The sequence below is a fragment of the Aurantimonas aggregata genome, from assembly GCF_010500835.1.
Taxonomy (GTDB): Bacteria; Pseudomonadota; Alphaproteobacteria; order Rhizobiales; family Rhizobiaceae; genus Aurantimonas; species Aurantimonas aggregata.
Window position 1 is genome coordinate 531,025 of sequence record NZ_JAAAMJ010000001.1, and the last position, 20,140, is coordinate 551,164.

General features: G+C 68.3%; 17 protein-coding genes and 1 other RNA gene. All 18 read right to left on the reverse strand.

The features are described from left to right. Positions 1 to 86: 86 nt before the first annotated feature. Positions 87 to 1,412, reverse strand: a complete 1,326-nt coding sequence (ftsA, locus tag GTW51_RS02400; RefSeq protein ID WP_163042262.1) for a cell division protein FtsA — start codon at positions 1,410 to 1,412, stop codon at positions 87 to 89. Beyond that, a complete protein-coding gene (locus tag GTW51_RS02405; protein ID WP_246232504.1) occupies positions 1,409 to 2,311 on the reverse strand; it encodes a cell division protein FtsQ/DivIB in 903 nt (300 codons plus the stop codon). The genes ftsA and GTW51_RS02405 overlap by 4 nt, the downstream gene beginning before the upstream one ends. After that, on the reverse strand, positions 2,299 to 3,222 hold the full coding sequence (locus GTW51_RS02410; protein ID WP_163042263.1) for a D-alanine--D-alanine ligase: 924 nt from the start codon (positions 3,220 to 3,222) through the stop codon (positions 2,299 to 2,301). The genes GTW51_RS02405 and GTW51_RS02410 overlap by 13 nt, the downstream gene beginning before the upstream one ends. Before the next feature lie 563 nt (positions 3,223 to 3,785). Then, on the reverse strand, positions 3,786 to 4,754 hold the full coding sequence (murB, locus tag GTW51_RS02415) for a UDP-N-acetylmuramate dehydrogenase (RefSeq protein ID WP_163042264.1): 969 nt from the start codon (positions 4,752 to 4,754) through the stop codon (positions 3,786 to 3,788). After that, the gene (gene murC / locus GTW51_RS02420) at positions 4,747 to 6,162 is read right to left on the reverse strand and encodes a UDP-N-acetylmuramate--L-alanine ligase (protein ID WP_163042265.1); all 1,416 of its coding nucleotides are present in this window, start codon (positions 6,160 to 6,162) and stop codon (positions 4,747 to 4,749) included. The genes murB and murC overlap by 8 nt, the downstream gene beginning before the upstream one ends. 38 nt (positions 6,163 to 6,200) lie before the next feature. Continuing rightward, positions 6,201 to 7,307, reverse strand: a complete 1,107-nt coding sequence (gene murG / locus GTW51_RS02425; protein WP_425483219.1) for an undecaprenyldiphospho-muramoylpentapeptide beta-N-acetylglucosaminyltransferase — start codon at positions 7,305 to 7,307, stop codon at positions 6,201 to 6,203. 128 nt (positions 7,308 to 7,435) lie between these two features. Beyond that, positions 7,436 to 8,590: a putative lipid II flippase FtsW gene (gene ftsW / locus GTW51_RS02430; protein WP_163042267.1), complete on the reverse strand. Its 1,155-nt coding sequence runs from the start codon at positions 8,588 to 8,590 to the stop codon at positions 7,436 to 7,438. Positions 8,591 to 8,592: 2 nt separating this feature from the next. After that, a complete protein-coding gene (gene murD, locus GTW51_RS02435) occupies positions 8,593 to 9,987 on the reverse strand; it encodes a UDP-N-acetylmuramoyl-L-alanine--D-glutamate ligase (RefSeq protein ID WP_163042268.1) in 1,395 nt (464 codons plus the stop codon). Between the two features lie 4 nt (positions 9,988 to 9,991). Then, complete coding sequence (mraY, locus tag GTW51_RS02440) at positions 9,992 to 11,074, reverse strand: phospho-N-acetylmuramoyl-pentapeptide-transferase (protein ID WP_163042269.1); 1,083 nt, start codon at positions 11,072 to 11,074, stop codon at positions 9,992 to 9,994. Then, positions 11,071 to 12,537: a UDP-N-acetylmuramoylalanyl-D-glutamyl-2,6-diaminopimelate--D-alanyl-D-alanine ligase gene (locus GTW51_RS02445; RefSeq protein ID WP_163042270.1), complete on the reverse strand. Its 1,467-nt coding sequence runs from the start codon at positions 12,535 to 12,537 to the stop codon at positions 11,071 to 11,073. Before GTW51_RS02445 ends, mraY begins: the two co-directional genes overlap by 4 nt. After that, positions 12,534 to 13,982, reverse strand: a complete 1,449-nt coding sequence (locus GTW51_RS02450; RefSeq protein ID WP_163042271.1) for a UDP-N-acetylmuramoyl-L-alanyl-D-glutamate--2,6-diaminopimelate ligase — start codon at positions 13,980 to 13,982, stop codon at positions 12,534 to 12,536. The genes GTW51_RS02445 and GTW51_RS02450 overlap by 4 nt, the downstream gene beginning before the upstream one ends. 128 nt (positions 13,983 to 14,110) lie before the next feature. Then, positions 14,111 to 15,838, reverse strand: a complete 1,728-nt coding sequence (locus tag GTW51_RS02455) for a peptidoglycan D,D-transpeptidase FtsI family protein (RefSeq protein ID WP_163042272.1) — start codon at positions 15,836 to 15,838, stop codon at positions 14,111 to 14,113. Further along, positions 15,838 to 16,194, reverse strand: a complete 357-nt coding sequence (ftsL, locus tag GTW51_RS02460) for a cell division protein FtsL (protein ID WP_163042273.1) — start codon at positions 16,192 to 16,194, stop codon at positions 15,838 to 15,840. The genes GTW51_RS02455 and ftsL overlap by 1 nt, the downstream gene beginning before the upstream one ends. Positions 16,195 to 16,198: 4 nt before the next feature. Beyond that, entirely contained in the window at positions 16,199 to 17,233 is a 1,035-nt protein-coding gene (gene rsmH / locus GTW51_RS02465; RefSeq protein WP_163042274.1) for a 16S rRNA (cytosine(1402)-N(4))-methyltransferase RsmH, read from the reverse strand. Continuing rightward, on the reverse strand, positions 17,230 to 17,691 hold the full coding sequence (gene mraZ / locus GTW51_RS02470) for a division/cell wall cluster transcriptional repressor MraZ (protein ID WP_163042275.1): 462 nt from the start codon (positions 17,689 to 17,691) through the stop codon (positions 17,230 to 17,232). Before mraZ ends, rsmH begins: the two co-directional genes overlap by 4 nt. A 511-nt stretch (positions 17,692 to 18,202) precedes the next feature. Next, positions 18,203 to 18,644: RNase P RNA component class A (rnpB, locus tag GTW51_RS02475), an RNA gene on the reverse strand. Between the two features lie 103 nt (positions 18,645 to 18,747). Next, positions 18,748 to 19,254 carry a lytic transglycosylase domain-containing protein gene (locus tag GTW51_RS02480; protein ID WP_163042276.1) on the reverse strand — a complete coding sequence of 169 codons (507 nt, stop codon included), beginning with the start codon at positions 19,252 to 19,254 and terminating at the stop codon, positions 18,748 to 18,750. Positions 19,255 to 19,395: 141 nt separating this feature from the next. Further along, entirely contained in the window at positions 19,396 to 20,127 is a 732-nt protein-coding gene (locus GTW51_RS02485; protein ID WP_163042277.1) for an N-acetylmuramoyl-L-alanine amidase, read from the reverse strand. Between the last annotated feature and the right edge of the window lie 13 nt (positions 20,128 to 20,140).

Consider the following 20,140-nt stretch of genomic DNA (forward strand, 5'->3'; position numbering starts at 1 on the left):
CGCGGCCGATCCCTAGATCCATGCTTGCCGGCGCACGGCGCACCGTTTTCTTTTGGCAACCCGGCGGCTTGCGCCGCGGGGATTCGTCAGAGGCTCCGACGGAGCCAGGAGCCGATCCGTCCCGTCCTGGTGTTCTCGTCGACCGCGAAAGCGCCGATCGACGTTTCCGCCACGTATTCGCGATGGGCCACCTGCGGGTAGATCAGGAGGCCCACCGCGGTCGCGAAGGCCGGTCCCTTGTGGGACGGGTTGAGCCCGGAGACACCCACCGGGCGTCCCAGCCGGACATTGCGCTGCAGGATCGAGCGCGCCGTCTCGCCAAGGCCAGCCAGCTGGCTGGCGCCGCCGGTCAGGACGACGCGCTTGCCGATGACATGGCCGAGCCCCGAGGCCGCCAGCCGGTCGCGGACCAGCTCCAGCGTCTCCTCGACGCGCGGCAGGATGATCTTGGCGACCAGCGACCGGGCGACGGTGATCGGCGCCTCGTTGCCGTCCTCGCCGAGCGGCGCGACCTGGACGGTCTCGCCGTCCTCCATCAGCTCGTTCAGCGTGCAGCCGTGCATGACCTTCAGGCGCTCGGCGTCGGCCGGCCGGATCGACAGGCCGCGAGCGAGATCCATGGTGATGTGGTGGCCGCCCATGGCGACCTGGTCGGCGTAGACGAACCGGCCGTTCTGGAAGATCGCGATAGTGGTCGCGCCGCCGCCCATGTCGATGCAGGCCGACCCCATGGCCGCCTCGTCCTCGACCAGCGTCGACAGCGCACTCGCATAGGGCGTGGCGACGAACGCCTCGACCATCAGATGCGCCCGGTTGATCACCGCCTCGAGATTGCGCAGCGGCGTCTCTTCGGCGGCCAGGATGTGCATCGACGCGCCGAGCCGCGAACCGCTCATGCCGAGGACCTGCTCGACGCCGCCCTCCCCGTCGATCGAATAGTCGCAGCCAACCGAATGCAGCGCCACGCGGTTGTCGTCGAGCGTCACCCGGGCAGCCTCGCCCAGCACCTTGGCGATGTCGAGGCGGGTGATCTCGCCGTCGGTGTCGATCTCGGCATGGCCGCGGAGGCTCTTCAGCCGCCCGGCGGTGACCGAGACGATGAGGGATTCGATGGTCAGGCCGGCCATCCGCTCCGCGGCTTCGACGCAATGGCGGATCGCCTGCTCGGCGGCGTCGAGATCGACGACCACGCCCGACTTGATTCCGTGCGAACGCTGGTGCCCGACGCCGACCACTTCGATGGCGTGGGTGCGGCCGGGCAGCATCTCGCTCGGCAGCCGCGGCCGCAGCCGGGCGATCAGGCAGGTGACCTTCTCCGAGCCGACGTCGAGCACGGAAATCACCCGTGAACGGCGCTTGGGCAGCGCGCTGATGCGCGGCAGGTCGCCCCGGCCTCGTGAAAACAAACTCATACCGGGTTGTCCTTCCGGCTACGCTTGATGATCTTCTCGCGCTCTTCGAGCGCGGCGTTGCGGCGCACCAGCGCTTCCGACGTCAGCTTGACCACCATCCGGTCGGCCAGCCGCACGTCCACGGCCTCGATGTCGCGTGATAGCAATCCGTGCTCCCGATCCATCCGTGCTACCTCCGCCAGGGCCTCAACCGCCCCATTTTCCGGCAACCGTATGGTCACGCCATTCTCGAGCCGCAGGTCCCACCGGCGGTCACCAACCCGAATGTACGCCCTGACCCTTGCGCGAAGCTCGGGTAACACTTCCATCTCGTCGATCAGCGCAGCGGCGGAACCGGCGGCGCCGGTGCCGACGACGATCGGCAGGGCCGCATAGCGCCCCGGCGCGTAAGGCACGATTTCCTTGCCCTCGCGGTTGACGACGAGGAATTCCGTGCCGCGCTGCCAGACCGCATAAGGCCGGTGCTCGGAGAGCGTGATCCGGACATGGTCCGGAAAGACCTTCGCCACCGAGGCGCGGTCGACCCAGGGCATCGCCTCGAGCGTCTCCCGCGCCGCCGACGGGTCCAGCGAGAACAGGCTCTGCGAGCCGGTCATCCAGAGCGCCTGCAGGGCGTCGATCTCGGAGGTCTCGTCGTTGCCCTCGACGTCGATCCGGTTGATCGAGAAGCCGAGCGGCTGCGCGAAGGCGTCGATGACGGTGACGGTGTGGCCGCCGGTCGAGATGCCGTAGACGACGCTGGAGCCGATGACGAGCGCCGCCATCATGCCGAAGCGGGGCAGCGGCGCATGCGCCAGCGCCGCGGCGCTGCTCGAGGCCCGGCGGGCGAAACGCACCACATGGAGGGTCAGCCGGCCCGGCGCCCGAAGCGGCCGGTAGTCGTCGCTCATCGCCCGCATGACGCGTCCTCCACCATCCAGGTCAGCAGTTCCGGAAAGCTGTGGCCGGAGGCGGCAGCGATATCCGGCACCAGCGAAACCTCGGTCATGCCGGGCTGCGTGTTGATCTCCAGCCAGATGACCTCGCCGCCCTCGCCGAACCGGTCGTCATAACGAAAGTCGGAGCGCGAGACGCCGCGGCATCCGATGCCCCGGTGCGCGGTCAGCGACCATTCCTGGATCCGCCGCGTCACCGCCGCGGGAATTTCCGCCGGCACGACGTGGCGCGAGCCACCCGCGACATATTTGGAATCGTAATCGTAGAAGGTGTGGCCTTCCGGGATGATCTCGCAGACCTCCAGCGCGACGTCGCCCATCACCGCGCAGGTGAATTCCCGGCCGTGCACGAAGCGCTCCACCATGACGATGTCGCCATAGGGCCAGTCGGCGCCGTAGAGCTGCTGCGGCGGATGTTCCTGGTCCTCGCGGACGATCAGCACGCCGAAGCTCGATCCTTCCGCCACCGGCTTGACGACGTAAGGCGGCGACAGGACGTGCGCCTTGGCCGCCTCGTGGCGGTGCATCACCTTCGCCTCGGCGACGGGAATGCCGGCGGCCGACGCGATGGTCTTGGCGATCTGCTTGTTCATCGCCAGCGCCGAGGCCAGCACGCCCGAATGGGTGTAGGGGATCTGCAGATATTCCAGGATGCCCTGGATGGTGCCGTCTTCGCCATACGGGCCGTGCAGCGCGTTGAACGCGACGTCCGGACGCAGTTCCGACAGCACCGTCGCGACGTCGCGGCCGACATCGACCGTCGTGACGTTGTAGCCGGCGGTTTCCAGCGCAGCGGCGCAGGCAGCACCGGAGCGCAGGCTCACCGGCCGCTCCGACGAAAATCCACCCATCAATACCGCGACATTCTTGGCCATGGACGCCCGTTTCCAAACTGCACGAAGGCTTCAAGCCATTCATCGCAGTCCGATGGTTAAGCAGGAGTTAACCGATTGGGGCGAAAGCAAGAAAATCGTAATGCTGTCGGAAGATAGGCGGAAACGTGGCGGCAAGAGAGGGGCGGGAGGGCGTTGCGAGCGGGCGGGCGTTGCGTCCGAGGTGAGGCGCCCTCTCTCCCCTTGAGGGAGAGAAAGCCTTTTCGCGATCTTGGGCCGAGGCTTGCCGAGGACCCAAGTCGCAGAAAAGGCAAGAGAGGGGTGGGGACGTTGCCGGCGGGCGGTGAGGCGCGCGGAAGCCAAGTACCCCTCTCTTGCGATTTCTATCGTTTAGCGCCTTCGGCACTAAGCCGATGAAATCGCTTTCTCCCCCTCAAGGGGGGAGAGGGTGCCTAGCCACACCTGTGCGGCGGAGCCTTCCAGCACTCGCTCCGGCCGGCCTTGTCGAAGTCGACAGTGAACTTCTGCTTATAGTTAACGATGAGGAAATTCACCCAGCCGCCTGATGTGAATCAGACTTTACGTCGCCGCATCATCCGCCCGCCTCAGCCGCGTCCGAGAAACGGCTCGATGCCCTGCCCCTCGGCGAACCGGCCCAGCCGCTTGATCTCCCACTCGAGCCTGATGCCCGACGTTTCCAGCACGCGCGCCCGCACGGTCTCGCCGAGCAGCTCCAGGTCATGGCCGGTCGCCGTGCCGGTGTTGATCATGAAGTTGCAGTGCATCTCGGACATCTGCGCCCCGCCGACCGTCAGGCCGCGGCCGCCGGCGCGGTCGACTTCCTTCCAGGCGGAGGTGCCCGGCGGGTTCTTGAAGGTCGAGCCGCCGGTCTTCTCGCGGATCGGCTGGACCGTCTCGCGATGGTGCTGGACCTCATCCATCTGCGCGCGGATGGTCTCCGGCTCGGCCGCGAAGCCCTCGAACACCGCGCTGGTGAAGATCAGGTCGCCGGGTGCCGCGGAGTGGCGATAGGAATAGCCCATTTCGTCGTTGCTAAGGACATGCACGTCGCCGCGCCGGTCGACGGCGCGCACCTCGCAGACCCGTTCCCGCGTCTCCACACCGTTGGCGCCGGCATTCATCCGCAGCGCCCCGCCGATCGCGCCGGGAATACCGTGATAGAAATGAAAGCCGCCGAGCCCCGCCTCCAGCGCCACCGCCGCGACCCGCTTGTCGGGTGCGGCAGCGCCCGCGGTGATCGTCGTTTCGCCGGACCGCTCCACCTGGCCGAAACCTTTCGCCGAAAGGCGGATCACCACGCCCGGAATGCCGCCGTCGCGCACCAGGAGGTTGGAGCCGATGCCGACCACCATCACCGGAACGTCCTCGGGCAGCGCCGCGAGAAAGGCCGAGAGATCCGCCTCGTCGGCCGGCTGGAACAGGAGTTCCGCCGGGCCGCCGGTGCGGAACCAGGTGATCTTGTCCATGCCGGCATCGGGCGTCAGCCGCCCGCGCACATCCTTCAGCCCATCGCCGAGGCGGGCGAGCAGCCTGGCGCCGTCGATCTCAGGCATCGGCCGCGGCCAGTGCCTCGAGTTCGCGCGGAAGCGCGTAGGCCCACTGGGTGATCGAGCCGGCACCGAGGCAGATCACCATGTCGCCCGGCTGGGCCAGCCGGTGGATCAGCGGCGCCAGCTCCTCCGGCCCGTCGATCAGCCGCGCGTCGCGATGGCCGCCGAGCTTCAGCCGCTCGACCAGCATCTCGGAGGTGACGAACTCGATCGGCTCCTCGCCGGCGGCATAGACCGGGGCGATCACCACGGTGTCGGCGTCGTTGAAGCAGGCGGCGAAATCGGCGAACAGCGACTGCAGCCGCGTGTAGCGGTGCGGCTGCACGACGGCGACGACCCGCCCCTTCGTAGACGAGCGCGCGGCCGCCAGCACGGCGCGAATCTCCACCGGGTGGTGGCCATAGTCGTCGTAGATCATCACGTCGCCGACCGTCCCGGTCAGGGTGAAGCGCCGCTTGACGCCGCCGAAGGCCGCCAGGCCGGTGCGGATCGAATCCGCCGGGATCTTCAGCCAGTGAGCGACCGCGATCGCCGCGGTGGCGTTGGAGACGTTGTGGCGGCCCGGCATCGGCAGCTTGAGCTGGTCGATGACATGCGTCTCGCCGGTGATGCGATCGCGGATCGTCACGTCGAACAGCGAGTTACCCGCCTCGTAGCGGACATTCTCGAAGCGGACGTCCGCCTGCAGATTCTCGCCATAGGTGATGACGCGGCGGTCCTCGATCTCGCCGACCAGCGTCTGCACCTCGGGATGGTCGAGGCACATCACCGCGAAGCCGTAGAACGGCACGTTCTCGACGAAGGCACGGAACGCGTCGCGAACCTTGTCGAACGTGCCGTAATGGTCGAGGTGTTCGGGGTCGATATTGGTGACGACGGCGATATCGGCCGGCAGCTTCAGGAAGGTGCCGTCGGATTCATCGGCCTCCACCACCATCCAGTCGCCGGCGCCCATCCGCGCATTAGTGCCGTAGGCGTTGATGATGCCGCCATTGACCACCGTCGGGTCGAGCCCGCCGGCGTCGAGCAGCGTCGCGACCATCGACGTCGTGGTGGTCTTGCCGTGCGTGCCGCCGATGGCGATCGCCGAGCGGAAGCGCATCAGCTCGGCCAGCATCTCGGCACGCCGGACGATCGGCAGGAGCCGCTCGCGCGCCGCCGCCAGCTCGGGGTTGGCGCGCTTGATCGCCGTCGAGACGACGATGACCTCCGCCTTGCCGAGATTCTCCGCCGCATGCCCGATATGCACCGTCACGCCCATCTCGCGCAGGCGCTGGACATTGGCGTTCTCGGACTGGTCGGAGCCCTGCACGGTGTAGCCGAGATCGACGAGCACCTCGGCGATGCCGCTCATCCCGATGCCACCGATTCCGATGAAATGGACCGGCCCGATATTCGGCGGCATCTTCATGCGCATCCCCCTCGACTGCTCTGGCAGGAAGCTGCCGTTCAGCGCCCTTCGTCAGAGCGCGGCATAGACTCAACCAGGTCGGCGAGCAACCGCGCGGCATCCGGAATGCCGGTGGCGCGGGCCGCCGCCGCCATCGCCGTCGCCCGCGCCGGGTCCTCGGCGATCCCCACCACCAGCTCGGCGAGACGCGCCGGCGTCAGCTCCGCCTGGCGCACCACGATGGCGCCGCCTTCGGATTCCAGCCGTGCCGCGTTGGCCGCCTGGTCGTGATCGAGCGCGTAAGGATACGGCACCAGAATCGATGGCCGGCCAATTACCGCGATCTCCGAGACCGTCGAGGCACCGGACCGGCTGATCACCAGATGCGCCCCGCCGATGCGCTCGGCCATGTCGGTGAAGAACGGCGCCACCTCGGCGGGGATGCCGCGCTCCTCGTAGAAGCGCCACACCGCGGCCTCGTCGTCCGCCCGCGCCTGCTGGGTGATTACCAGCCGGCGCCGCAGCGCCTCGGGCAGCAGCTCGATGGCCGCCGGGATCGCCTCGGAGAAGAACTGCGCGCCCTGGCTGCCGCCGAACACCACCAGCTTGAACGGCTCGTCTGGCCCGGCGGCCCGGTAGGGCGTTCCGGCCGCCGCGATCACCGCCGGGCGCACCGGATTGCCGGTGACCGTCACCTTGCCGGCATAGGCCGGATCGAGCCTGTCCTGCGGGATCCCGACGGCGATGCGGTCGACGCGCGGTGCGAGGAACTTGTTGGCCCGGCCCATCACCGCGTTCTGCTCGTGGATCAGCGTCGGCCGGCCCGAACGGGTCGCGGCCATCAGCGGCGGCACGGTCGGGTAGCCGCCGAAGCCGACGACCACCGCCGGACGGATGCGTCGGACCAGCGCGCCGGCCTCGCGAAAGCCGCGCCACAGCGTCCAGAGCGTCGACAGCACCTTGATCGGGTTCTTCGAGGCGAAGGTCGCCGAGCGCACCCGATGCACCGTCTCGACCGGAAACCGGTCGGCGAAGCGCCCGGCCCGGTCGTCGGTGACGAGTTGCACGTCGTGGCCACGGGCGACAAGTTCGTGCGCCAGCGCCTCGGCCGGGAAGAGATGGCCGCCGGTCCCGCCGGCGGAAAGAAGGATGGTCGTCATGCGCACCGGACGTTTGGCCGGCCTTGCGGCCGGCGCGGAAAGGAATGTCGCCTCGACCTATGGCCCGCTTGCGCCCTTGCCAAGGCCCGGCCGCCATCGGAGCGGAGACATTGCTCCCCGCCCCGGCTCGATGGTCAAGCGCCGTGCAGCTGATAGGTCCGCTGGACCAGCCGGTCCGTGTGCGAGCGGTTTTCCGGCCGGCGCCGCGTCAGCGCCAGGATGAACCCGGCCGACATGGCGATGGCCAGCATCGACGAGCCGCCATAGGAGATGAACGGCAGCGTCATGCCCTTGGCCGGCATCAGCTGCAGGTTCACCGCCATGTTGATGATCGACTGCAGGCCGAACAGCAGGACCAGGCCGGAGATCGCCAGCCGGTTGAAGACGTCGCGCTGCTGGCCTGCCACCGAAAGCCCGCGGACCACGATGAAGGCGAAGATCGCCGCCAGCGCCATGCAGGTGATGATGCCGAACTCCTCGGCGATGACGGCGAAGGCGAAGTCGGTGTGGCTGTCCGGCAGCATGCGCTTGACCGTGCCTTCGCCGGGTCCCTGCCCCAGCCAGCCGCCGCGCATGATCGCTTCGCGCGCCGTGTCGGTCTGGAACGTGTCGCCTTCGCCGGTCAGGAAGCGGTCGATGCGGCTGGCGACGTGCGGGAAGGCGAAATAGGCCAGCGCCGAACCGCCGAGAGCGACGCCGCCGAGCAGCGCGATCCAGAGCCACGACATGCCGGCCATGAAGAACAGCCCGCCCCAGGCGGCGGCGACGAGGATCGTCTGTCCGAGATCGGGCTGGGCGACGAGCAGCGCCACGGCGACCAGCAGCAGGATCATCGCGAAGAGGTTGCCCGGAATGTCCGGCCGGCGCTCCTTCTCGGCGAACAGCCAGGCGCAGATCACCACGAAGGCGGGCTTCATGAATTCCGACGGCTGGAGGTTCAGCGGGCCGAGCTCGATCCACCGGCGGGCGCCCTTGATCTCGGTGCCGAAGAACAGCGCCAGCACCATGAAGAACAGCGACGCCCCCAGCACCAGCAGCGCCGTCCGCCGGACGCCACGCGGCGACAGCAGCGAGCAGGCGAACATCACCGCCAGCGACGGCAGCAGGAACACCGCGTGGCGCTTGACGAAGTGGAAGGGTTCGAGGCCGATCCGCTCGGCGACCGGCGGACTGGCCGCGAAAGAGAGCACCAGCCCGCCGACCAGGAGCGTCAGGAAGGCGGCGAGGAACCAGCGATCGACGCCCCACCACCAGTCGCTGACCAGGCTGCGCTTGGTCCGGCTCGTCATGCTCATCCCCTCTGGACCATCTCTATGCCGGGCAGACGACCGACCGCTTCCCGGAAGGCGTCGCCCCGCACCTCGAAATTGCGGAACTGGTCGAAACTCGCGCAGGCCGGCGACAGGAGGACGACCTCCTCGCCGCCGCCCGCGGCAGCGTCCGCAGCGGCATGCCGCACGGCAACGTCGAGCGTATCGGAGATTTCGTAAGGAATTCGTTTACCAAGCGTCGCCGCGAAGGCGGGCGCCGCTTCGCCGATCAGGTAGGCCTTGACGATCTTCGGGAAGAACGGCGCCAGCGGCGCGATCCCGCCCTCCTTGGCGAGTCCTCCGGCGATCCAGTGGATGCGCGGGAAACTGGCCAGCGCCGTCGCCGCGGCATCGGCGTTGGTCGCCTTGGAATCGTTGACGAACAGCACCGCGCCCTGCCGGCCGACCGTCTCCATCCGGTGCGCCAGCCCCGGAAAGCTCTGCAGGCCCGCCTCGATCTCGTCCGGCGACAGGCCGGCGAGGCTGAGCGCCGCCACGGCGGCCGCGGCGTTCTGGGCGTTGTGGCGTCCGCGCAGCGAGCCGATCCCGGCGAGCGTGAAGGACACCTCCGGCAGGCCGGGCATGCGGCGCAGCAGCGCCGTGCCGTCGAAGCCGACCGCGGCCCGCGCATCGTTCGCCTGCGAGATGCGGATGACGGCGCGGCCCTCGCTGTCCAGCTCGTCCGCGATGCGGCGGCAATGCGCGTCGTCGATGCCGACCACCGCTGTGTCGGCCCCGGCCACCAGCCGCGCCTTGATCGCCGCGTACTGGCCCATCGTGCCATGCCGGTCGAGGTGATCGGGCGTCAGGTTGAGCAGGATGCCGACCGAAGGCGCCAGCGTCGGTGCGAGATCGATCTGGTAGGAGGAGCATTCGAGTACGTAGTGGCGCGCCGGCGCCGGCGGCTCCAGCGTCATCACCGCGACGCCGATATTGCCGCCCATCTGCGTATCGCGACCAGCGGAGCGCAGGCAGTGCGCGATCAGCGCCGTCGTGGTCGACTTGCCGTTGGTGCCGGTGATGGCGATCAGCGGCGCCTCGGGGGCCCGGACGCGGCGCTCGCGGCTGAACAGCTCGATGTCGCCGATGACCGGCACGCCCGCCGCGTGCGCCAGTTCCACCGTCCAGTGCGGCCGCGGGTGGGTGAGCGGTACGCCCGGCGCCAGCACCAGCGCGGCGAAACCCGACCAGTCGGCGCTGTGCAGGTCGCCGGTGGGAATGCCGGCCGCCGCCGCCGCCGCGACGCCGTCCGGATTGTCGTCGAATGCCGTCAGCTTGGCGCCGCCCTCGACCAGCGACAGGGCGGTCGCGCGGCCCGAACCGCCGAGGCCGAACAGCGCGATTGATTTGCCGGCAAAGCTTTGGGCCGCGATCATCGCCCTACCGCAGCTTGAGGGTGGAGAGGCCGACGAAGGCCAGCATGAAGGCGATGATCCAGAAGCGCACGACGACCTGGCTCTCGGTCCAGCCGAGCTTCTCGAAATGGTGGTGGATCGGCGCCATCAGGAAGACCCGCCTGCCCGTCAGCTTGAACCAGCCGACCTGGATGATCACCGATAGCGCTTCGATCACGAACAGGCCACCGATGATCGCCAGCACCAGCTCGTGCTTGGTGGCCACCGCGATCGTGCCGACCATGCCGCCCATGGCAAGGGAGCCGGTATCGCCCATGAAGATCGCCGCCGGCGGCGCGTTGAACCACAGGAAGCCGAGCCCGGCGCCGATCACCGCCCCGCAGAGCGGGGCGAGCTCGCCGGTGCCGGCGACGTAGTGGATCTGCAGGTAGGTGGAGAAGTTCACGTTGCCGGCGACATAGGCGATCAGGCCGAAGGCCGCGGCGGCGATCATGATCGGCACGATGGCCAGCCCGTCGAGCCCGTCGGTGAGGTTCACCGCGTTGCCGGCGCCGACCATCACGAAGGCCCCGAACACGACGTAGAACCAGCCAAGGTCGAGCAGCACCGCCTTGACGAACGGAAACGCCAGCGAGGACGCGAAGCTGCCGGTGCCGGCATAGACGATCATCGTCGCCGCGGTGCCGGCAATCAGGAACTCCAGCGCCAGGCGCGACTTGCCGGAAAAGCCCTTGTGGCTCTGCTTGGTGACCTTGAGATAGTCGTCGTAGAAGCCGATGGCGCCGAAGCCGACGGTGACCATCAGCACCGTCCAGACATAGAGGTTCGACAGGTCCGACCACAACAGCGTCGCCACCAGGAAGCCGCTGATGATCATCAGCCCGCCCATGGTCGGCGTGCCGGCCTTCTTGAAATGCGTCTGCGGCCCGTCGGCGCGGATCGGCTGGCCCTTGCCCTGGCGGATGCGCAGATTGGCGATGATCGCCGGGCCGAACAGGAAGACCACGATGAAGCCGGTGATCATCGCCGCGCCGGTGCGGAAGGTGATGTAGCGGAAGACGTTGAAGATCGGGAATTCCGCCCCGAACTGTCCGAGATAGGCGATCATGCGTCGGCTCCGGACGTTGTCGGCGAGGATGGCGACGCCGCATCGCCGGCGGGGGCGTGATGGGCGATGATCCGCTCCACCAGCGGCCCGAAGCCGATGCTCTTCGAGGCCTTGACCATGATGACGTCGCCGGCGCGCGATGCGCCGAGGAGGCTCGCCAGCAGCTCGTCGACATCGTCATGCCACTCGCGCGGCACGCGGTTCTCCAGGACGTCGTCGAGCGCCTTCATCTCGTCGCCGGCCATGTACACACGGTCCACCCCGGCCGCCTCGATGGCGCCGGCGAGATCGGCGTGGAGCGAGGCGGCGTGCGTGCCGAGTTCCAGCATGTCGCCGATGACGGCGATCCGCCGTCCGCCCTCGCCCGGCGTCTCGGTCTTCAGGACGTCGAGCGCGGCGCGCATCGAGGCCGGGTTGGCGTTGTAGCTGTCATCGATGAGCGTGATGGTTCCACCTTCCTTCAGTGGCAGGCGGTGGCGGGCGCCGCGTCCCTTGACGGCGCGCCAGCTGCCGAGCGCCGACGCGACGGCCTGGACGTCCGCGCCCGCGAGCTTCGCCGCGCCGAGCACGGCGAGCACGTTCTGCGCCATGTGCCGGCCGCTCGGCGCAAGCTCGACCCGCACCTCCTCGCCGGCGATCGTCGCCGTCACCGTGGCGCCCTCCGGCGATGGCGCGAAGCCTGTCAGGCGAAAATCGGTCCCGGCCGCCTCGCCGAAGGTCGCGATCCGGCTCACCCCCGCGGCCCGCGCCATCGTCGCCAGCCGGCCGCATTGCGCATCGTCGCCGTTGAGGATCGCGGTGCCGCCCTCGACCAGCCCCTCGAAAATCTCCGCCTTCGCGTCGGCGATCTCGTCGAGATCGCGGAAATGGCCGAGATGGGCCGGCGCGATCAGCGTGACGATCGCCAGGTCCGGGCGCACCAGCTTCACCAGCGGGCGGATCTCGCCGGGATGGTTCATGCCGATCTCGAACACCGCGAAGCGCGCGTCCGCCGGTAGGCGCGCCAGGCTCAGCGGCACGCCCCAGTGGTTATTGAACGAGGCGGCGCTGGCGTGGACGCTGCCGCAGGCCGACAGCCCGTGCCGCAGCGCCTCCTTGGTAGTGGTCTTGCCGACGCTGCCGGTGACCGCGATGATCGTCGCCTGCGAGCGGGCGCGGGCGGCTTCCGCAAGCCGCGTCAGCGCTTTCAGCACGTCGTCGACGACCAGCAGCGGCGCAAGGACGCTGCCGAGAGCCGGCAGCTTCTGCTCCGAGACGACATGCAGCGCCGCGCCGGCCTTGGTCGCCGCCATCAGGAAATTGTGGCCGTCGAACTGCTCGCCCTTGATGGCGAAGAACGCCTCGCCCGGCTCCAGCGTACGGGTGTCGATCGAGATGCCGGTGATCGATTGCGGCAGGTCGCCGACCGGCCGCGCATCCATCGCCGCGATCAACGCGGGCATGTCCCAGAGTGGCGTGCTCATCGGCCGGCCTCCGAGATCGCCGCGCGGACTTCTTCATGGTCGCTGAAATGCTGGGTCACGCCGCCCGCCGTCTGGCCGACCTCGTGGCCCTTGCCGGCGATCACCACCGTGTCGCCGGCCTGCGCCGAGCGCACAGCCTCGAAGATCGCTTCGCGGCGATCGCCGATCTCGGTGGCCCCGGGCGATGCCGCCATGATCTCGGCGCGGATCGTCGCGGGATCCTCCGAGCGCGGATTGTCGTCGGTGACGATGACGATGTCGGCGAGCCGTGCGGCGATCTCGCCCATCATCGGCCGCTTGATCTTGTCGCGGTCGCCGCCGCAGCCGATCACCGCCACCACCCGGCCGGTGGTGAACGGGCGCACCGCGGCCAGGACGTTCTCCAGCGCCTCCGGCTTGTGCGCATAGTCGACGAAGACCGGCGCCCCGGTGGGAGTGGTGCCGGCGAGGTCGAGCCGGCCGGATGCGCCCTTCAGCGTCTCCAGCGCCGCCAGCGCGTCGCTCGCCGGCACGCCGGTGGCGATGGCAAGGCCGGCCGCGACCAGCGCGTTGGACATCTGGAATTCGCCGGCCAGCGGCAGGACGATGCGATGGATGCGGCCCTCCGCCTCGATCTCGCCGATCTGGCGATGGCGCTCGTGCTCCAGCCGCTTCAGCGCCAGGAAATTCCCGCCGCGCCCGACGGTCATCACCCGCGCGCCCGCGCCGGTCGCCACCTCGACCACCCGGCCCGACCAGCGGTCGTCGGCGAAGACCACGGCTGGCGCGCCCCTCGGCAGCAGCGCGGTGAACAGCCGCATCTTGGCGGCGAAATAGTCCTCGATGTCCGGATGATAATCCATGTGGTCGTGGCCGAGATTGGTAAAGCCGGCCGCTTCCAGCCGCACGCCGTCGAGCCGGCTCTGGTCAAGGCCGTGGCTCGAGGCTTCCATCGCGGCGTGCGTCACGCCCTCGCCCGCCAGCTCGGCCATCAGCTTCGCCAGCGCGATCGGGTCCGGCGTTGTCAGCGAGCCGTATTCGTCGCGGCCGGGCGATACAATGCCGGTCGTGCCGATCGAGGCGGCGGACAATCCGGCACCTGCCCAGATCTGTCGGACGAAGGTGGCGACGGAGGTCTTGCCGGCGGTGCCGGTGACGGCGACGACATGTGCCGGCTGCGCGCCATGGAAGCGCGCCGCCATCAGCGCGATGGCGCGGCGTGGGTCCTCGGCGCGCACGAGCGGTAGCGACGTCTCGATCGCCGCATCGGAGCCGGCGAGGATCGCAGCAGCGCCGCGGCCTTCGGCGTCGGCGACGAAGCGGGCGCCATCGGCCTTGGAGCCGGCGATCGCGGCAAACAGGAACTCAGGCCGGATTTCCCGCGAATCGCTCGAGAGTCCGGCGATCTCGGGGTCGTTCCCCGTCCATTTCGCCGCAAGGCCCTCTGCGAGTTGGGAAAGCTTCATTAACCATGTTCCGCTCTGTACCGAAAAGCCGGCCTCACCTTGGCCGGCTGTTCGGTCTTCTATCGCCAAGCGGTCGCTCGGTGAAGATCGCTTTCCACCTGCCGGAACAGTTCGTTCCGGCTGTGGTATTAATACGAGACGAGCAGCGACTTGGCCTCGTCGCCGAAGTCGGGCCGCACGCCGAGCAGCGTCGCCGAGCGCCGGATGACCGCGCCGACCGTCGGGGCCGCGTTCCAGCCGGCCGTCGCGTAGGGCTTGCCCTCTTCGCGCTTCGGCTCGTCGATCACCACCAGCACGATGTAGCGCGGATCGTTCATCGGGAATGCTGCCAGGAAGGCGTTGAACTTCGCCGTGTCGGAGTAGCGCCCGTTCACCACCTTGTTCGCCGTGCCGGTCTTCCCACCGACCATGTAGCCGTTGACCTCGGCACTCTTGCCGGAGCCGCGCTGGTCGGCGACGTTGAGACGGAAGAGATAGCGCATCTGCTCGCTGGTCTTCGGGTCGACGACCTGCGTCGCCAGCGCCTCGGCCTCGGCTCTCGTGCGCGGCAGGAAGGTCGGCGGGACGTGCTTGCCGCCGTTCATCAGCGTCGCCGCCGCGACGGCCGTCTGCAGGGGCGTCGTCGAGACGCCGTGGCCGAAGGAAATCGTCACCGAGTTGATCTGCTTCCAGACCTTGGGCTGCGTCGGCGTCGCCACCTCCGGCAACTCGGTCTGCATCCGCGACAGGAGGCCCATCCGGGTGAGGAATTCCTGGTGCCCCTCGATGCCGACCGCTTCGGCTTCCTTGGCGGTGCCGATGTTCGACGAGTAGATGAACACTTCCGGAACCGACAGCACGCGCTTCTTGCCGTGAAAGTCGGAGATGGTGAAGCCGCCGATCCGGATTGGCCGCGTCGCGTCGAAGGAGTCGGTGATCTTCACCTTGCCGGAGTCGAGCGCCATGGCGGTGGTGAAGGTCTTGAAGGTCGAGCCCATCTCGTAGAGGCCGGCGGACATCCGGTTCATCCGGTCCTTGTCCAGGGCCTGCTTGGAATCGTTGGGGTCGTAGTCCGGCAGCGAGGTCATCGCGACGACCTCGCCGGTGTTCACGTCGAGCACGACGCCGCCGACGGCGATCGCCTTGTAGCGGGTCATCGCCGCGGCAAGCTCGTCGCGCAGGATGTGCTGGACGCGCAGATCGATCGACAGCTTGACCGGCTCGAGCTCCGTGCCGACGGCCAGGCCGGCATTCTGCAGGGCGCGATAGCCCTGGTCGTCGATGTATTTCTCCATGCCCGCCGTGCCCTGGTTGTCGACATTGACATGGCCGGTCACGAAGCCCGCGGTGCTGCCGCCGGGATAGAAGCGCCGCTTCTCGGTGCGGAAGCCGATCCCGGGAATGCCGAGATCGAGGATTGCCTGCTGCTGGCCCGGCGTCAGCTCGCGCCGCAGCCAGGCGAAGCCGGCCTTGCTGGCCAGCCGGCGGTAGAGCCATTTCGGGTCGAGATCCGGCAGCACGCTGAGCAGCAGTTCGCTCGCCTCGTCCGGATCGATGATCCGCCGCGGCTCGGCGAACAGCGAGGCGGTACGGATGTCGGTCGCCAGCACTTCGCCGTTGCGGTCGATGAGGTCCGGCCGGGCGGCCATGATCTGGTCGCGCGCGCCGTAGGCCGATGCGACGTTGACGGGCTCGACGCCCCACATCACCAGCCGGCCGCCGATGACGCCGTAGATCGCCACGAACAGCCCGATGGCGATGGTGATGCGGCCGCGGTTCTTCGGCGGGCCGAGGCGGCGCCGGCGGCCGAACGGGTCGAAGTCCGGCAGCGTGGGTTCGGCGGCCGGCTTGCGGCGGAGGAGCTTTTTGACGTCCATCACCGCACCACCGTTTCGCCGTTGTCGGCATAGCCGCCGAGCGTGTTGTTCTGATCGGGAACGAGGTTGACCGGGCGGGCCGGCAATTCGTCGGGCTCGACGACCTGGTCCGGCCGCATCGGCTTCAGCTGCAGTTCGGCCTCGAAAGCATGGACGAGGCGCTGCAGGCGCGGCGGCTGGTCGAGCAGGCTCCAGTCGGCCTCGAGCAGCTGGATCGTCTCGCGTTCGAGCGCGATCCGACGCTCCACCTTGGCAAGCTCGCTCTCGGTGGTCTCGGCCTGGTGCTTGATCTGGTAGGTCCAGGCGGCGGCGGAAATCATCACCGCGATCAGCACGACATCGATCGTCTTCAGCATCGGATCAGTCTCCGCTCTCGGGTAGATCGGCAAGGGAGGGCAGCGCGGCGAATTCCAGCGCGTCGCTGCCGGTTCGGGCGGGTTCGTCGGTGCGGATACCGCTGCGCAGCTTGGCGGAGCGGGCGCGCGGATTTTGCCGCGCCTCCTCCTCGCTCGCGGCGACGGCCTTGTTGCGCGCCACGAAGGTCTGCGACACCGGCGCAAGGTTCGGCAGATGCCGCGAGCCCGACGGCGGCGACGAGCGGTCGCGCAGGAAGCGCTTGACGATGCGGTCTTCCAGCGAATGGAAGCTGACGACGACCAGCCGGCCACCGGGCTTCAGCACCTGCTCGGCCGCCACCAGCGCCCGGGCAAGCTCGCCGAGCTCGTCGTTGACGTAGATGCGCAGCGCCTGGAAGCTCCGCGTCGCCGGGTCGATCTTGTCCTTGGGCGAGCGGCCCACGACCTTGCCGACGACGCCGGCGAGATCGAGCGTGCGCGTAAACGGCCGCTCGTCGCGCCGCGCCACGATCGCCCGGGCGATGCGCCCGGCCTGCTTCTCCTCGCCGTAGAAGCCGAAGATCCGGGCGAGATCGCCGATCTTCAGCCGGTTGACGACGTCGGCCGCGGTCGGCCCGGAGGAGCCCATGCGCATGTCGAGCGGCCCGTCCTTCTGGAAGGAAAAGCCCCGCTCCGCCGTATCGATCTGCATCGACGAGACGCCGATGTCGAGAACGATGCCGTCGACCCTGCCGCCATGCGCCGCGACGATGGCGCCGAGATCGCCGAACCGTCCCTCGACCGGGATCAGCCGGCCGTCATAGCCGGACGCCAGCTCCCTCGCCGTGGCGACGGCCGACGGGTCGCGATCGATGGCGATGACCGATGCCCCGGCGTCCAGGATGGCGCGCGTGTAGCCGCCATTGCCGAACGTGCCGTCGACGACGATGTCGCCGTCCGCCGGTTGCAGGGCGGCAAGAACCTCGGCGAGAAGCACCGGAAGATGACGGGCTGGTCCGCCAGCGGTGGGTTCCTCAACCCCGCCGCCGCCCGTCGTCATTCCGGCGCTCTCGCCGACGCGGCACCACCGGAGCGCGAGGCAAGAAGACGTTCGCGCGCCTCGTTCCGGTAGGCCTCGAAATGGTCCGGCTCCCAGAGCTGGAAATAGTCCCGCGCGCCGACGAAGGCGACGCGATCCCTGATGCCGGTATGGGAGCGGATGAAGTCCGTCATCATGATCCGCCCCTCGGAATCGAACTTCAGATAGGTGCCGTCGCCGAAGGCGAAGATCGACAGGTCCTGGAAGGTCTCGCTGAACGGATCCTGCGCATCCATCCGGCGCTCGAACCGCTCCATCAGCTCCGGCCCGCCCACGTCCATCACCGGATGGGTCAGCGAACGCATGGCGAAGAGGTCGTGGATGCCGCGGGCTGCGATCACCTGCCGGAAGGCGGCCGGCACCGACACCCGGCCCTTGGCGTCGATATTGTGCACGAAGTTGGAAAGGAACCGATCCATCAGCCGCCGACTGTCCTGGAGCGACCAGTTCGCATTCCATCAAAGCCCCCGCCTTGCCGCCGACCCGCAGGCACGAAGGTGCCCTGGCGGACGGCGCCCACCATGAATTTCCCCCGCCTCGAGAAGCCCGATGAGCGGAACTGAATGTCTGAAAACGGGGCTGCCGCGCCCCTCGTTTGGTGAGAATTGGGATAGCATGGGCATCCATGGGCGTCAATGGGAAACGCGGTCGCGTTGCTTGCTCCGCTCTCCCGGAAAGTCTTAGAACGCCAGTGTTAATGCCTTATTAACGTTGATGTTTCGTAAACGATCCCGGTTTCGTCGCTACGGCAGCACACGCGCTCATCCGGCCGCACGGGATCGCCGTAAGCGACGGAAGAAGAAGACAAAAAGGGGACTTCATGACAGCGGCGCTATATTCGGTGGCGCGGCATCCCATGGATCACCGGACCACGTCGTCGCGCGGCAGCGACCCGGCGCCCGGCCAGGGTCGTCTTCTCGATGATGATGTGGTGCCAGTCGGCCTGTAAGCCGGGTTCTGTCGAGCGGCGATGAAGCCGCCGTGCGACCATTCCTCTGGGACGGCGCTTGCGCGCCGCCTCGAGCAACCCACCCGGACGACCGGCCCGGAGAAGGGCTGGCGCCTGTCTTGCGACAGGCTCCGCGTCGTCCCTATTCGGTCTTGCTCCCGGTGGGGTTTGCCGTGCCGCCGCCGTTGCCGGAAGCGCGGTGGGCTCTTACCCCGCCGTTTCACCCTTACCCCGCCATCACTGCGGCGCGCTCGGCTGGAAGGCCGGCAAGCCGCACTGAAGGCGGGGCGGTCTGTTCTCTGTGGCACTTTCCCTGGGGTCGCCCCCGCCGGACGTTATCCGGCACCGTTTCTCCGTGGAGCCCGGACTTTCCTCCCCCGCCGTCTTTCGACATATGGCGGGAGCGGTCGCACGGCCGACTGGCGACGCCTAGGTGTTCGCCGCGGCGTGCAATGTCAACCGTTCGATGGAAAAGCGCATGACGGGCCCCGGGCGGCAAACGCGTCCCGGTGGCCCGCCTCCCGGCTCAGGCGCGGGCCATTTCCCGCTGGACCTTCGAGCAGTAGCGCTTCGAGATCGGGTTCATCCGCTTGGCGTAATGGCCGGCATTGTATTTGAGGATCGTGCCGCAGGTGCTGCCGTCGCCGCGCTGCATGGCGCCGGCGAGATAGCGCATTCCCCATTTGATGTTGGTGGCCGGATCGTAGAGCGCCTTGGTCGAGCCGCGATAGCCCATGCCGCGGGCGGTGGCGGGCTTGATCTGCATCAGGCCGACTTCGCCGGCCGCGCCGGTCACCGTCGACCGGTAGCTGCTTTCGATCTGCACCACCGCGTGGGCGAGCGCCACCGGCACGCCGTGGGCCTTCGCGTGGGCTGCGATGATGGTGGCATACGGCCGGTCGGCGAAGCGCTCGACGGCGGCGACCTGAACGTTGTCCGCTTCGGCATTTCCCTTCACAGAATCGGCCGTGGAAGCGGTCGTCAGGCCGAGTACGATCGTCGCGGCGAGAGCCGCGGCAGTCAGTCTTTTCATGGATACCCCAAGATGTTGCCTGTCGCTCCAACCCCTTGAAAGAGCGACACTATCCCCCCGCCGCAGAAATGCTGCGGCTGCGAGGACCGCTATGTGCGGGGCAAAAGAACCGCCATTATGACGGCGCCGTCACGGACTGTATCAGGCTGAAATATCCAACGGATCAGTTGTCGCCTGAGCCGTGGGGACGGAGCGGCGAAACGGCGACCGCGGCAAGCGCATCAGAAGCCGGTGGAGCGTCTCGACCGTGGAGGCGTCGGCGATCCCGTCGACACGCTCCCGGCGGAAGTGCCGCTGGAAGGCGATCGTCGCCTGACGCGTTGTCTCGCCGAATGTCCCGTCGATCGGCACGCCATATCCGTAGGCGGCCAGCAATCCCTGATAGGCGGCCACCGGCTCGCCTTTGTCGCCGAGCCCGAAGAAGCGCCCGCCGGTGATCGGCGATGCCTCGACGAGATGCCCCAGCCCGGCAGAAAAAAGTTGATCCCAGGGGAACTTTTCGCCGGGATCTGCCTTGCGGGCCGGCGCGACATCCGAGTGTCCGAGCAATCTTTCGGGCGGGATCGCCCAGCGCGTGGCACAATCTGCGCACAATTGGACAACCGCGCGAATCTGCACGTCCGAAAAATCCGGATAGCCGTACTCATGGCCGAGATTGACGATCTCGATCCCGATCGAGCGCGAATTGATGTCCGCCTGCCCTCGCCAGTCACCCGCGCCCGCATGCCAGGCCCGCCGCGCCTCCGGCACCATCTGGACGATTCGCCCATCCTCGTGGACGAGATAGTGGCACGACACCGCGCTCACCGGATCGCAAAGCCAGCGCACGGCATCGTCGCCGGTGCCCATGCCGGTATAGTGGATGATCAGCATGTCCGGCCCGCCG

Bases quoted from the DNA above. Each gene is read 5' to 3' on its own strand.
- GTW51_RS02480 (WP_163042276.1), bottom strand. From the start codon at position 19,254: ATGAAAAGACTGACTGCCGCGGCTCTCGCCGCGACGATCGTACTCGGC.
- murC (WP_163042265.1), bottom strand. From the start codon at position 6,162: ATGAAGATGCCGCCGAATATCGGGCCGGTCCATTTCATCGGAATCGGT.
- GTW51_RS02405 (WP_246232504.1), bottom strand. From the start codon at position 2,311: ATGCGGGCGATGAGCGACGACTACCGGCCGCTTCGGGCGCCGGGCCGG.
- murB (WP_163042264.1), bottom strand. From the start codon at position 4,754: ATGCCTGAGATCGACGGCGCCAGGCTGCTCGCCCGCCTCGGCGATGGG.
- mraZ (WP_163042275.1), bottom strand. From the start codon at position 17,691: ATGGATCGGTTCCTTTCCAACTTCGTGCACAATATCGACGCCAAGGGC.
- GTW51_RS02410 (WP_163042263.1), bottom strand. From the start codon at position 3,222: ATGGCCAAGAATGTCGCGGTATTGATGGGTGGATTTTCGTCGGAGCGG.
- ftsW (WP_163042267.1), bottom strand. From the start codon at position 8,590: ATGACGAGCCGGACCAAGCGCAGCCTGGTCAGCGACTGGTGGTGGGGC.
- mraY (WP_163042269.1), bottom strand. From the start codon at position 11,074: ATGATCGCCTATCTCGGACAGTTCGGGGCGGAATTCCCGATCTTCAAC.
- ftsL (WP_163042273.1), bottom strand. From the start codon at position 16,194: ATGCTGAAGACGATCGATGTCGTGCTGATCGCGGTGATGATTTCCGCC.
- ftsA (WP_163042262.1), bottom strand. From the start codon at position 1,412: ATGAGTTTGTTTTCACGAGGCCGGGGCGACCTGCCGCGCATCAGCGCG.
- GTW51_RS02485 (WP_163042277.1), bottom strand. From the start codon at position 20,127: ATGCTGATCATCCACTATACCGGCATGGGCACCGGCGACGATGCCGTG.
- rsmH (WP_163042274.1), bottom strand. From the start codon at position 17,233: ATGACGACGGGCGGCGGCGGGGTTGAGGAACCCACCGCTGGCGGACCA.
- GTW51_RS02455 (WP_163042272.1), bottom strand. From the start codon at position 15,838: ATGGACGTCAAAAAGCTCCTCCGCCGCAAGCCGGCCGCCGAACCCACG.
- murD (WP_163042268.1), bottom strand. From the start codon at position 9,987: ATGATCGCGGCCCAAAGCTTTGCCGGCAAATCAATCGCGCTGTTCGGC.
- GTW51_RS02445 (WP_163042270.1), bottom strand. From the start codon at position 12,537: ATGAGCACGCCACTCTGGGACATGCCCGCGTTGATCGCGGCGATGGAT.
- GTW51_RS02450 (WP_163042271.1), bottom strand. From the start codon at position 13,982: ATGAAGCTTTCCCAACTCGCAGAGGGCCTTGCGGCGAAATGGACGGGG.